This is a genomic window from Bradyrhizobium sp. LTSPM299, from assembly GCF_000938235.1.
Taxonomy (GTDB): domain Bacteria; phylum Pseudomonadota; class Alphaproteobacteria; order Rhizobiales; family Xanthobacteraceae; genus Bradyrhizobium.
The window spans coordinates 1-11,879 of sequence record NZ_JYMU01000010.1 but is presented as its reverse complement, the minus strand read 5'-3'; the positions used below and the strand labels follow the sequence as shown (position 1 = coordinate 11,879).

Annotated in this window: 11 protein-coding genes; 5 read left to right on the top strand and 6 right to left on the bottom strand. The window is 64.2% G+C overall.

Annotated features, from left to right (window positions below; genetic code table 11):
- The first annotated feature begins 125 nt into the window (after nt 1-125).
- Nucleotides 126-1,037 carry a LysR substrate-binding domain-containing protein gene (locus UP10_RS07380; RefSeq protein WP_044586718.1) on the top strand — a complete coding sequence of 304 codons (912 nt, stop codon included), beginning with the start codon at nt 126-128 and terminating at the stop codon, nt 1,035-1,037.
- Between the two features lie 15 nt (nt 1,038-1,052).
- On the opposite strand, the gene rimM is transcribed toward UP10_RS07380, so the two are convergent.
- The 3 genes from rimM to ffh all read right to left on the bottom strand — a co-directional run bounded on the left by rimM (nt 1,053) and on the right by ffh (nt 3,554).
- A complete protein-coding gene (rimM, locus tag UP10_RS07375; RefSeq protein WP_044586717.1) occupies nt 1,053-1,574 on the bottom strand; it encodes a ribosome maturation factor RimM in 522 nt (173 codons plus the stop codon).
- Nucleotides 1,575-1,591: 17 nt separating this feature from the next.
- Complete coding sequence (gene rpsP, locus UP10_RS07370; RefSeq protein WP_044586716.1) at nt 1,592-1,924, bottom strand: 30S ribosomal protein S16; 333 nt, start codon at nt 1,922-1,924, stop codon at nt 1,592-1,594.
- Between the two features lie 85 nt (nt 1,925-2,009).
- Nucleotides 2,010-3,554 carry a signal recognition particle protein gene (gene ffh / locus UP10_RS07365; protein WP_044586715.1) on the bottom strand — a complete coding sequence of 515 codons (1,545 nt, stop codon included), beginning with the start codon at nt 3,552-3,554 and terminating at the stop codon, nt 2,010-2,012.
- Between the two features lie 456 nt (nt 3,555-4,010).
- Here ffh and UP10_RS07360 point away from each other — a divergent pair, with 456 nt between their 5' ends.
- Nucleotides 4,011-5,075: an MBL fold metallo-hydrolase gene (locus UP10_RS07360; protein WP_044586714.1), complete on the top strand. Its 1,065-nt coding sequence runs from the start codon at nt 4,011-4,013 to the stop codon at nt 5,073-5,075.
- Nucleotides 5,076-5,201: 126 nt separating this feature from the next.
- Here the strand turns inward: UP10_RS07360 and UP10_RS07355 are convergent, their stop codons facing one another.
- Together UP10_RS07355 and UP10_RS07350 are read right to left on the bottom strand one after the other, a co-directional pair.
- Nucleotides 5,202-5,918: an SIMPL domain-containing protein gene (locus UP10_RS07355; RefSeq protein ID WP_044586800.1), complete on the bottom strand. Its 717-nt coding sequence runs from the start codon at nt 5,916-5,918 to the stop codon at nt 5,202-5,204.
- Nucleotides 5,919-5,923: 5 nt separating this feature from the next.
- Nucleotides 5,924-6,622 carry a GyrI-like domain-containing protein gene (locus UP10_RS07350; protein WP_044586713.1) on the bottom strand — a complete coding sequence of 233 codons (699 nt, stop codon included), beginning with the start codon at nt 6,620-6,622 and terminating at the stop codon, nt 5,924-5,926.
- 183 nt (nt 6,623-6,805) lie between these two features.
- On the opposite strand from UP10_RS07350, the gene dapF reads away from it, so the two are divergent.
- Together dapF and mtaB are read left to right on the top strand one after the other, a co-directional pair.
- The gene (dapF, locus tag UP10_RS07345; RefSeq protein WP_044586712.1) at nt 6,806-7,678 is read left to right on the top strand and encodes a diaminopimelate epimerase; all 873 of its coding nucleotides are present in this window, start codon (nt 6,806-6,808) and stop codon (nt 7,676-7,678) included.
- Nucleotides 7,679-7,695: 17 nt separating this feature from the next.
- Nucleotides 7,696-8,979, top strand: a complete 1,284-nt coding sequence (gene mtaB / locus UP10_RS07340; RefSeq protein WP_044586711.1) for a tRNA (N(6)-L-threonylcarbamoyladenosine(37)-C(2))-methylthiotransferase MtaB — start codon at nt 7,696-7,698, stop codon at nt 8,977-8,979.
- Nucleotides 8,980-9,237: 258 nt separating this feature from the next.
- Here mtaB and UP10_RS07335 read toward each other — a convergent pair whose 3' ends face one another.
- Nucleotides 9,238-10,209 carry a helix-turn-helix domain-containing protein gene (locus UP10_RS07335; protein ID WP_050043582.1) on the bottom strand — a complete coding sequence of 324 codons (972 nt, stop codon included), beginning with the start codon at nt 10,207-10,209 and terminating at the stop codon, nt 9,238-9,240.
- A 164-nt stretch (nt 10,210-10,373) separates the two neighbouring features.
- On the opposite strand from UP10_RS07335, the gene UP10_RS07330 reads away from it, so the two are divergent.
- Entirely contained in the window at nt 10,374-11,498 is a 1,125-nt protein-coding gene (locus UP10_RS07330) for an IS110 family RNA-guided transposase (protein WP_044586661.1), read from the top strand.
- The last annotated feature ends 381 nt before the right edge of the window (nt 11,499-11,879 follow it).

Sequence of the window (11,879 nt, the reverse complement as noted above, 5' to 3'; positions counted from 1 at the left end):
CATCGGCCTCGATCCTTGAAAAGGGAAGCAGAGTGAATGCCTTGGAGCCATTATGTTCCCTGGATATTCCTGTCACAAATCAGTAATAATCGGATCATGCGTTAGAAAATCTGGCATATTGGGTCATGTTCGTCCCGCGCCGCAGCCTGCCGCCGCTCAATGCGGTCCGTACCTTTGAAGCCGCCGCGCGCCTCGGCAGCTTCAAAGAAGCCGCGGCCGAACTCAGCGTGACCCATGGTGCCGTCAGTCAGCAGATCCGCCTGCTGGAGGAGTGGCTGGGGGCGCCATCGCTGTTTCGGCGATCGGTCCGGCGCGTGATGCTGACGCCGGCGGGCGCGGCGTTGCTGGCGGAGTTCGGTCCGGCACTCGATCGGATCTCGGCTGCCGTGCAGCAGCACCGCGAGCGGCGCGGCGACGCGCCGGTCGCCGTGTTGCGCGTCAATGCGCTCGCGACATTCAGCCTGCGCTGGCTGCTGCCGCGGATGAGCCGGTTTCGCGTCGAACATCCGGATATCGAGGTGCGCCTGAGCACATCGAACGATCCGGTCGATGCGCTGCCTGATCCGTTCGATGTGGTGATCCGCGGCGGCCCCGACACCTTTCACGGCTTCTCATCGCGCTTCCTGGTCTCGGAGCGCCGGCTGCCGGTCTGCAGCCCGTCGCTATCAGCGCAACTGCGGCTGGCCGAGGTCGCAGACCTCTCCAGGCATACGCTGCTGCACGTCACGTCGATGCCGCGGCTGTGGCGCGACTGGCTCGCGGAGGCCGGACAATCCGCATTGGAGCCGGCGGCGTCGCTGACGTTCGATCATTTCTATCTGACCATTCAGGCCGCGCTCGACGGTCTCGGCGTCGCGATGGGGCCGACGGCGTTGATATCAGACGATCTCGCGGCCGGGCGCCTGGTAACGCCGTTTCCGAACGTTAGCCTGCCGGCACGGAGCTACTTCGCTTATTTTCCGGCAGGCCGCAGCGGCGATCTGCATAGCGCGGTGTTCTGCGACTGGCTCGAGCAGCAGGGCCGGATGATGGCATGAAGGCCGGTGCTTCGATCAGGCCGCGGACGGGTTGTCGCCGTCAACTTCCTGCGGCAACTCAATCACCACGCGGCCGCCGGCGAGATCGACTGATGGCACCACGGCATTGGTGAATGGCAGCAGCATCGTCGCGCCTTGCGGCGGGGCGATCTCGATGATGTTGCCGGCGCCGAAATTGTGGATCGCGATCACCTTGCCGAGCGGCTGATCCGTCGTCGTCACCGCGGCGAGTCCGATCAGGTCAGCATGATAATATTCGTCGTCGTCGGTCTGTGGCAGCCGATCGCGCGGGATATAGAGTTCGATGCCATTGAGCCGTTCGGCATCTTCGCGCGTGGCAACGCCCTTCAGCGTTGCCACCAGGTGATCCTTGGCTTGGCGCGCATGCGTCACTTCGAACTGCCGCGCGCCGTCCTTGGTCGTCAGCGGGCCGTAGTCCTTCACGGCCAGCGGATCTTCGGTGAAGGTCCAAAGCCTGACGGCGCCGCGCACGCCATGCGCAGCGCCGATACGGGCGACACAAATCGGTGTGGTCACCGCAACAGCCGTTCAGCTTACGCCTTGGCGGCGGCTTCGGCGTTGGCCTTGCGCTCCTTGCGCGGCACGGCCTTTTCCGGGTTGTTACGCGCGGGGCGCTTCACGACACCGGCGGCGTCGAGGAAACGGGTCACGCGATCCGACGGCTGCGCGCCCTTGGCGAGCCAGGCCTTCACCTTGTCCATGTCGAGCTTCAGGCGCGCGTCATTGTCCTTCGGCAACAGCGGATTGAAGTGGCCGAGACGCTCGATGAAGCGGCCATCGCGCGGAAAACGCGAGTCGGCGACGACGACGTGATAGACCGGACGCTTCTTGGTGCCTGCGCGCGCGAGGCGGATAACGACTGACATTGAGTTCTCCTTCAAAGTACGGTTTGTTCGGTTGACTGGTATTCCGCGCCGCGCGGAATGCTTGTGATCCGTTGCGGCGAATTCCTCATTTCTTCTTGCCCGGGAAGCCACCGAGGCCCGGCAGCATCGGCTTGCCGCTGAGGCCTGTGAGCCCCGGCACGTTCGGCAAGCCGCCGCGCAGGCCGGCGGGAAGATCCTTCGGCAGGTTCGGCAATCCGCCGCCGCCACCCTGCATCTTGTCGGCGAGAGCTTTCATCTCGTCGGCCGAGGGCGGCTTCATGCCGCCGCCAAAGCCCATCGCCTGCGCGATGCCGGCGAGCGGGCCGCGCTTGCCGGAGCCCATGGCTTTCATCATGTCGGCCATGTTCCGGTGCATCTTCAGGAGTTTGTTGACCTGCTCGACGCTCTGGCCGGCACCCGCCGCGATGCGCTTCTTGCGGCTGGCCTTCAGGACGTCAGGATTCTTGCGCTCCTGTCGCGTCATCGAATCAATGACCGCGACCTGGCGCTTGATGATCTTGTCGTCGATGCCGGCCGCCGCGATCTGGTTCTTCATCTTGGCGATGCCGGGCATCATGCCCATCAGCCCGCCGATGCCGCCCATATTGGCCATCTGCTGCAGCTGTTCGCGCATGTCGTTGAGGTCGAACTGACCCTTGCGCATCCGCTCGGCGGTGCGCGCGGCCTTTTCGGCGTCGATGTTCGCTGCCGCGCGTTCGACCAGCGACACGACGTCGCCCATGCCGAGGATGCGGCCGGCGATGCGACTCGGATGGAAATCTTCCAGCGCATCGGTCTTTTCGCCGGTGCCGAGCAGCTTGATCGGCTTGCCGGTGACTGCGCGCATCGACAGTGCGGCGCCGCCGCGGCCGTCGCCGTCCACGCGTGTCAGCACGATGCCGGTCAGTCCGACGCGCTCATCGAACGCGCGCGCGAGATTGACCGCGTCCTGGCCGGTGAGGGAGTCTGCGACCAGCAGCACTTCGTATGGATTGGCGGCGGCTTTGATCTCGGCCGCCTCCTTCATCATCTCTTCGTCGAGCGTGGTGCGGCCGGCGGTGTCGAGCAGCACGACGTCGTAGCCGCCGAGCTTGCCGGCCTCGATCGCCCGCCGGGCGATCTGCGGCGGCATCTGGCCGGCAACGATCGGCAGCGTCGGAATGCCGAGGTCGCGGCCAAGGACTGCGAGCTGTTCCATCGCCGCCGGGCGATAGACGTCGAGCGAGGCCATCAGCACCTTGCGCTTGTCACGCTGGACCATGCGCCGGGCGAGCTTCGCGGTGGTGGTGGTTTTGCCGGAGCCTTGCAGACCGACCATCATGATCGGAACCGGCGGCACCGAATTGATATCGATGGTCTGGCCGTCCGAGCCGAGCGTGGCGACAAGCTCGTCATGGACGATCTTGACCACCATCTGGCCCGGCGTGACCGACTTGACGACGGTGGCGCCGATCGCCTGCTCGCGGACCCGGTCGATGAAACTCTGGACCACCTCGAGCGCAACGTCGGCTTCGAGCAGCGCGCGGCGCACCTCGCGCATCGCGGCATCGACGTCCTTTTCGGTCAGCGCACCGCGCCCCGTCAGACGATCGAGAATGCCACCAAGCCGTTCCGACAGATTGTCGAACAATGCCGTTGTCCTTCGTTGCGCCCGTAAGCGCTCGCTTCAGTCACTTGTCGTCATACCCCGCGAAAGCGGGGTATCCAGTACGCCGCGGCTCCTCGGTTCAAACCGAGCTGCCTCTGGAATGCTGGATCACCCGCATTCGCGGGTGATGACCAGATAAGTTGCCTCAGCGCTGTGCCAAGACGATGGTCCAAACACTTTCGCGCCCGAGGGCGCATCGCGCTGTCGGGCGTTGGCCTCCGGTCTCCAGGACCGGGCGGCGGGTCGAAAAGACGGATCTTTCCGAGGAAGTGGCGGGGTTAAACGCCGCCGAGCGGGCAAAGTCAAGGAAAGTTTGGCCACGCCCGGTTCGTATCGGGCGGTAAAGCACTGAAAATACAGCGTTTCCTTGCGCAGGTTCCGAATTCACCCTAGCCACCCATATAGACGAGGCCTTCCGCTCGTCATCTCGGAACCCGCTTGCCGATCACCCGCCGCCACATTCTCGCTTTGCTAACCGGAGCCGCCGCGGCGATCGGCGTTCCGTCGATCTGGATGTCATCAATGAAAACCTATGACGGCCCCGTCTCCGACCATTTCGATGGCCTGCGCTTCTTCGATCCCGACGGTGCGCCGCCGAAGTCGCTCGGCGAGGTGCTGCGCTGGCAGTTCGGCGGCGGCCGCAAGCGCGCGACCTGGCCAGATTGGGTGCCGAGCCCCTATGCCGACACGCCACCGCCGCGCGTCGACGGCGCCAAGGTACGGTTTTCCTTCGTCGGGCACGCCAGCTGGCTGATTCAAACCGCCGGCCTCAATATCCTGGTCGATCCCGTGTGGTCGATGCGCGCCTCGCCGTTCAGCTTTGCCGGGCCGAAGCGGCACAACGATCCCGGCATTGCCTTTGAGGAATTGCCCAAGATCGATGTCGTGCTGGTGTCGCACGGCCATTACGACCATCTCGACGTCGCGACGCTCTCGAAGCTCACCGCCGCGTTCGCGCCGCGTGTGATTACGCCACTCGGCAACGACATCACGATGAGCGCGGCGGATGCCGCGATCAAAGCCGAGGCGTTCGACTGGCATCAGCGCGTCGAGCTCGGCAACGCGCTTGCGGTGACGCTGGTGCCGACGCGGCACTGGTCGGCGCGCGGCCTGTACGACCGCAACAAGGCGCTGTGGGCGAGCTTCGTGCTCGAGACGCCGGCCGGCAAGCTCTACATCGTCTGCGATTCCGGCTATGGCGACGGCGGGCATTTTCGCCGCGTCGCCGACGCGCACGGCCCGCTGCGGCTCGCGATCCTGCCGATCGGTGCCTACGAGCCGCGCTGGTTCATGCGCGACCAGCACATGGATCCGGAGGACGCCGTGAAGGCGCTCGCTGATTGCGGGGCGCAGCAGGCGCTGGCGCATCATCACGGCACGTTTCAACTGACCGATGAGGCGATCGACGCGCCGGTGATTGCACTTGGCGAAGCGCTGGACGCGGCAAAACTGCCACGCGAAAGATTTGCGACGTTGAAGCCGGGCCAGGTGTTCGAGATTTAGCGTCGTCCCGGCGAAGGCCGGGACCCAACCACAGGATTGCGACGTTCGAATTCGCTGTGGCCTCAGCTCCTCAAAACAATTGACAGCGGTGGTAATGGGTCCCGGCCTTCGCCGGGACGACGATTGCTATTTCTCCTTGATCGCCCAGGACACGTTCACCGTCACCGAGAGCGTCTCTTCGCCCTGCGCGACCGGCGTCGGCGCGGCAAATGTGGCCGTGGCCATCTTGGCGCGGAACATCGGCATCGGGGCCGAACCGACCTCCGAAATGCTCAAGGGCGCTCCGAGCGTGACGCCCGCGGCCTTGGCATAGATCTCAGCCTTGCGGCGGGCGTCGGCGATCGCCTTCTCACGTGCGTCGTCGAGCAGCTTCGAGGCCTGCGACACCAAGAAATTGATCCCGCCGATATCATTGGCGCCGGCGCCGACCAGCACATCGATAACAGCCCCAACCTTGGTAACGTCGTGCAGCTTGATCGTGACGCGGTTGCTCGCGTGATAGCCGACAATGCTGGGCGGTGCATTCGGGGACGATGGGAGGCGGTTGGCGAATTGCGGCTGCAATGACAGCCGCGAGGTCTGATAGTCCTTCTCCGCGAGCCCCGCGCCCTTCAGCGCGGCCAGCACCTTGCCCATCGTCACATTGTTGGCGTCGGCTGCTTCGCGCGCGGTCTTGGCGTCCGTGGTGACGCCAGCATCGAGCTGCGCCTCGTCGGGCGGCGCAGAGACGCTGGCTTCGCCGGTGACCGAAATCGCCGGGGGAAAGTCGCTTTCGGCGAGCGCGGGCGCGCCCAGCAGGGTGGTTACAATGAGGGCGGCGGCGAAGGGGACGCGATAGGTCATCTGGCTCACTTCAAGGGGACGTAGACGTTGATCACAAGCTTGTCCTCGGCAGTCTTCAGGGGGTCGGTGATGTATTCCTCGATGAAGGTGTCCTTGGCTTCGAGCTTCTTGTCGTCGAGGTGATTGGTGATCGCCTCATAGGTGTTGTCCATGTTGTCGTAGGAGCCGCGATGGACGAACTTCAACGCCTTGCCATCCGGCGAGTTACCCATGCTCATGCCCTTGCCCAGGTTCTTCACGTCCTGGTCGACCGGATATTCGGCAATGAAGGTGAAGCCGGTGTCGTCGGTCGAAGTATAGACGATCATCGGATTGCCTGATGGCTTGACGCTCTCCTTGCCGAGCTGCGCGGTGAGTTGCTTGAACGCCTCGATCAGGGCATCGAACGCCGCATCCCAATTGGCATTGCCCTTCAGCATGACGACCTTTTTCGGCTCCAGCGTGATGGGCTCGCCGAAGGGGTCAGCGGTCTGCACCGGCGCGGCCGGCGGTGGGGTCTGCGACGCGGCGGGGCTGTCGGCCGGTGACTTGGTCTCGGCCGGCGGCGGGACCGGGGTTGCCGATGGCACAGGGGTCGGCGCCGGGCTAGCTGCGGGCGCCGGCGAGGCGGTCGGCGACTGGGCGGCGGCCGGGCTGGTCAGCGCGATCGCGGCCAAAGGGAGCAGCGCGACCATGGCCGCGCGGAACGTGCTGATTCGGTTCATTCGGTATTCTCCATCCCCATCGCCGTGCGGCCGCTTGATCTGTCCCGGCATACGGTCCGCAAGGTGCGATATTCCTAACACGCAAGTTCCGCTTTCGTCCCATGACAGATGCGTCATGGCGACCTGCAGGCTGGCCAATTAGACATCACTCGCCATATAACCGGGCGGAAATTGGGAAATTCCATGAGCACGCTCGCCAATCACGCCTTTGCCAAGATGAACGGCATCGGCAACGAGATCGTCGTTGTCGATCTGCGCGATTCCAAAGCGCAGGTTTCGGCGGAGGAGGCGCGCGCGGTGGCCTCGCCCGCCGGCGTGCCCTACGACCAGCTCATGGTGCTGCAGCCGCCGCGGCTCGAGGGCACCGAGGCCTTCATCAAGATCTACAACAATGACGGCTCGGAAGCTGGCGCCTGCGGCAACGGTATGCGCTGCGTGGTGCGGCGCCTGTTCGAGCGCACCGGCCAGACCACGGCGACCTTCGAGACCCGCGCCGGCCTGCTCAATTGCTGGCAGGGGCCGGCGCCGGGTCTCTACACGGTCGACATGGGGGCGCCGAAGTTCGGCTGGCAGGACATCCCGCTGGCCGAGGAATTTCGCGATACCCGCTATATTGAGCTGCAGGTCGGGCCGATCGACAACCCGGTGCTACACTCGCCGTCGGTGGTCAGCATGGGCAATCCGCACGCGATCTTCTGGGTCGACGACATCAATGCCTACGACCTCGAGCGCTTCGGGCCGCTTCTGGAAAATCATCCGATCTTCCCGGAACGTGCCAACATCACGCTCGCCCATATCGTCGATCGCGACCACATCACGATGCGCACCTGGGAGCGCGGCGCTGGGCTGACCAGGGCCTGCGGATCGGCGGCCTGTGCGACCGCGGTCGCCGCCGCACGGCTGAAGCGCACCAACCGCATCGTCGAGATCACGCTGCCCGGCGGCAAGCTCGACCTCGAATGGCGCGAGCGCGACGATCACGTGCTGATGACCGGCACCGCCGAATTCGAATATGAAGGCCGCTTCGACCCGGCGCTGTTCGCCAGCGTCGCCTAACGGGCGCGGGATCGGTTATGGCTGTCGACATCGTGACCTTTGGCTGCCGCCTCAACGCATTCGAATCCGAGGTGATTCGCCGCGAGGCCGAGCAGGCCGGCCTTGTGGACACCATCGTCATCAACAGTTGCGCCGTCACCAACGAGGCGGTGGCGCAGGCCCGGCAGTCGATCCGCCAGCTGAAGCGCGAGCGTCCCGCCGCGCGCATCGTCGTCACCGGCTGTGCGGCGCAGACGCAGACCGGGATGTTCGCCGGGATGCCCGAGATCGATCGCGTTCTCGGCAACGATGAAAAAATGCGCGGCGACGCCTGGCGCGCAACGCGTGCTGCGTTTGATGTACCCTTCGGCATCGGCAACAGCGAGAAAGTCGCGGTCGCCGACATCATGGCGGTGACCGAGATGGCGCCGCATCTGCTCGACGGATTCGCGCGCGGCCTGCCGCGGGTGTTCGTGCAGGTGCAGAACGGTTGCGATCATCGCTGCACCTTCTGCATCATCCCGTATGGCCGCGGCAATTCGCGCTCGGTGCCGATGGGGGCGGTGGTCGATCAGATCCGTACGCTGGTCGAACGCGGCCATGCCGAGATCGTGTTGACCGGCGTCGATCTCACGAGCTACGGCGCCGACCTGCCCGGTGCGCCGAAGCTCGGCCAGTTGACCAGGCAGATCCTGCGGCACGTGCCCGAGCTGAAGCGACTGCGCATCTCATCGATCGATTCGATCGAGGCCGACCGCGATCTGCTCGATGTCATCGCCGATGACTCGCGGCTGATGCCGCATTTGCATCTGTCGCTGCAGTCCGGCGACGACATGATCCTCAAGCGGATGAAACGCCGGCATTCGCGTAAGGATTCGATCGATTTCTGCGCGCAGCTACGGCGGCTGCGGCCGGACATCGCCTTCGGCGCCGACATCATCGCGGGCTTTCCGACCGAGACGGAAGAGATGTTCTCGCGCTCGCTCGATCTGGTTGAGGAATGCGATCTGACGTTCCTGCATGTGTTTCCCTATTCGAAGCGGCCGGGAACGCCGGCCGCGCGGATGCCGCAGATTGCGGGCGGTGCGATCAAGGAACGGGCGAAGCGTCTGCGCACGGCAGGCGAAGCCGCGCTGCTGCGGCGGCTTGCGGCGGAGGTCGGCGCCGTCAGAGAGGTGCTGATCGAGAGCAACAGGCAGGGCCGTACCGAGCATTTCCTGCCCGTCGCGATCGCGGATGATCTGCCGGGCATGGTACGGTGGCTGACCGTGACCGGTCATGACGGTGCGCGTCTCGTCGGATCGGTCGACGAAGTGAGGTGAGCACCCCTCTCGGGCTCCCTCTGCCCTTGAACGGCCCAGGCGGACGCCTCGTTCGGAATTTCCATTGAAATGATTCGCGATTTTATCGCACTCACGAAAACCATTGACCATTGACGCATTCTCGCCACTTCCCCAAGGGACACAGCCCTCGCGGACGGCACCTTCGTTTCTTCCTGGTCGGCTTCGGATCGGCAGCCACGACTAAGGCCGCCTCTACGTCCGCCAAGCTATGGGAGTCGGGTCCGGCCGATAATCAGGCTAATGGCTGGCGTATCCTCTCGCCCTCACGTCGGACGGGGTTGCGCCGTAACGCCGGCGAAATGTCCTGTTGAAATAGGACAGGTCATTGAAGCCGAGTTCGAACGCGATCACGCTGATCTTGCAGTGATCATAGAGCGGGCTTCTCAAAATGCCGTGGGCGCGCGCCAGGCGCTGGCCGAGCACGAATTCCGAGTAGGTGAGGTGCTCACTCTGGAACAGCTTGTGCAAATAGCGCTCGGACATCGAATTGCATGCCGCGACCTTGGCGACGCCGAGTTCGGCATCGTGAAGATTGGCAAGCACGTAGGCCTTGACCGCTGCCAGCCTGACCGCGCGGACGGTCGTCGTTTCGGCAAGCTTCCGGCTTGCGTCCTCGCTTCCAAGCGCCATCGCGATCAGATCGTACAGGTGACCGGCGACGACGCGCTGCGAGACGGGGTCCGATAAGATGTCGTCATCGACTACAACTCCGAGATACTTCCGCAGCAATCTAAGCGCCGTTGCGTCCCCAGGTATCCGGCGCATCACGGCGTCATCGATGCCGGGCAAAAGCGACGCCAGCGCGGAGCGCGGCACGCGTATTCCCGCGATTCGGACGCGGTCGCGCGAGGTGAGTGTGAAGGGCGCATCCCGAGCGCTCATCAGCACCGCATCGCCGCCGCTGAGGACGACCTCCCGGTCGCGCCGACGAACCAGGCTCGTTCCGCTGACAGTCAGGGTAAGGTAGAGATGGCTTTCTTGGTCCGGCACGGGCGCGCGGCTGACGCCAGCGTAGGCGCCCGTAACAATACGAAGCCCGGGCATGCTGCGGTTGGCGAAATCAACCGTCGAGAGGGCCTCGCCATAGGGCGAAAACCTGAAACCCAGAAGACCGCGTTCATGCAGCTCTTCGATCGCCCTGCCGCGCCCGTCCTTCGGCAAATCGCGACTGGAAAAGCGAGCGACCGTATAGCCGGGCGTCACCATCATTCAACATTTCCCAACGGGACGACGCGGACCCTTCAATCCAATTCGTCGAAGCCTTGGGCAGTTTAGACCGTATGTCCCTTTCCATGTGAAGGCGACTCACCCTCGATGTGATGACGAGGGCTGCCCGGATAGGCCGGGTAGAGCCTCACACAAAGGGGCGAGTCATGGAGCATCATAGCGAAGCATTCGTGGCGTTGGACACTGCGAAATTGCGCAATGCGGTGGCGATTGCCGATGCCGGTCGAGCCGGTGAGATTCGATATCTCGGCGAGATCGACAATACTGAAGCCGAGACACGCAAGCTCGTCGCAAAACTTGCGAGCAAACATGCTCGATTGACGTTCTGCTACGAGGCTGGCCCGACAGGTTACGGTCTCTACCGCTTGATCAAGAGCATCGGCCATGACTGCATTGTGGTGGCACCGTCGCTGATCCCATCCAAGCCAGGTGATCGGGTCAAAACCAATCGGCGCGATGCCGTCAATCTCGTGAAGCTGCTCAGGGCCGGTGAGCTGACGGCGGTCTGGGTGCCTGATGAGCGTCACGAGGCGATGCGGGACCTCGTGCGGGCTCGCGACGCCGCGGTCAAGGACTACAGAGTCAAGCGCCAGAACGTCTCCTCGCTACTGCTGCGTCTCGGCCGTCACTATCCGGGCAAGAAAACCTGGGGGCGGACGCACCTCAACTGGCTCACCGGCCTCAAGCTTGAGCATCGCGAGCAGCGCATCGCCTTCGAGGAAATGTTGTTGGCTGTACGACAGGTCCGGGAACGGATCGAGCGGTTGGAGCAGGCCATGCGCGAGGCCGTCGCGGACTGGACTCTGGCGCCGGTCATCGAGGCAGTGCAGGCCATGCGTGGCGTCGACATGGTCGGTGCGGTCGCGTTCCTGGCCGAGCTTGGCGATCTGTCGCGCTTCGAGAACCCCCGCCAGTTGATGGCCTATCTTGGCCTTACCCCGTCAGAGAGATCTACCGGAGAGAACGTCAAGCGGGGTGGCATCACCAAGGCCGGCAACGCGCGAGCACGACGGCTGCTCATCGAGGCTGCGTGGAGTTACCGTTTCCCACCCCGCGTCAGCAAGGACATGCAGACCAGGATCGGGGCCGCACCACGAACGGCCCGCGAGATTGCCTGGAAGGCGCAGATACGGCTTTGTGGCCGCTTCCGGACAATGACGCGGAAGGGCAAGCGGCCGACGATCGTGGTAACTGCGATCGCCCGCGAGCTGTCGGCCTTCATCTGGGCGATCAACCGCGAAGTCGCGGGATCTCATGCAACGGCGAACTAAAGACCAGGGTCATGGACCGCTCGAGCTATGAGGGCTCGACCGGCCCACAACCCCTCCGCCCTGACACGTAGCAACGGCCCAATAACAGCGGAGCATCATCGAACATCAATCGTGCAGCAGCGAGGGCGGGGCCACGGCAGGGGAACTCCCGCTTGGACTATGTGGCCGATCGCAAGATCGATGCCCGCGTTTAGACAGGGACAGCCCCGGACGAACAAACGGAAATGCGGTACCCAACCCGCGAATCAGAGTTTGATCACCGACGTCTTCAGGTCCCCGCCCTCACCCCTGCACGATCTATCGCCCAGACCCTCAAGCCAGAATGGCAGCAAGAGGGCGACCAATTGCGCCCTCAGCGCTTGACTAGGGACATCAGAGTCC

Bases quoted from the DNA above. Each gene is read 5' to 3' on its own strand.
- rpsP (WP_044586716.1), bottom strand. From the start codon at position 1,924: ATGTCAGTCGTTATCCGCCTCGCGCGCGCAGGCACCAAGAAGCGTCCG.
- UP10_RS07355 (WP_044586800.1), bottom strand. From the start codon at position 5,918: ATGACCTATCGCGTCCCCTTCGCCGCCGCCCTCATTGTAACCACCCTG.
- UP10_RS07335 (WP_050043582.1), bottom strand. From the start codon at position 10,209: ATGATGGTGACGCCCGGCTATACGGTCGCTCGCTTTTCCAGTCGCGAT.
- mtaB (WP_044586711.1), top strand. From the start codon at position 7,696: ATGGCTGTCGACATCGTGACCTTTGGCTGCCGCCTCAACGCATTCGAA.
- UP10_RS07350 (WP_044586713.1), bottom strand. From the start codon at position 6,622: ATGAACCGAATCAGCACGTTCCGCGCGGCCATGGTCGCGCTGCTCCCT.
- UP10_RS07330 (WP_044586661.1), top strand. From the start codon at position 10,374: ATGGAGCATCATAGCGAAGCATTCGTGGCGTTGGACACTGCGAAATTG.
- UP10_RS07380 (WP_044586718.1), top strand. From the start codon at position 126: ATGTTCGTCCCGCGCCGCAGCCTGCCGCCGCTCAATGCGGTCCGTACC.
- dapF (WP_044586712.1), top strand. From the start codon at position 6,806: ATGAGCACGCTCGCCAATCACGCCTTTGCCAAGATGAACGGCATCGGC.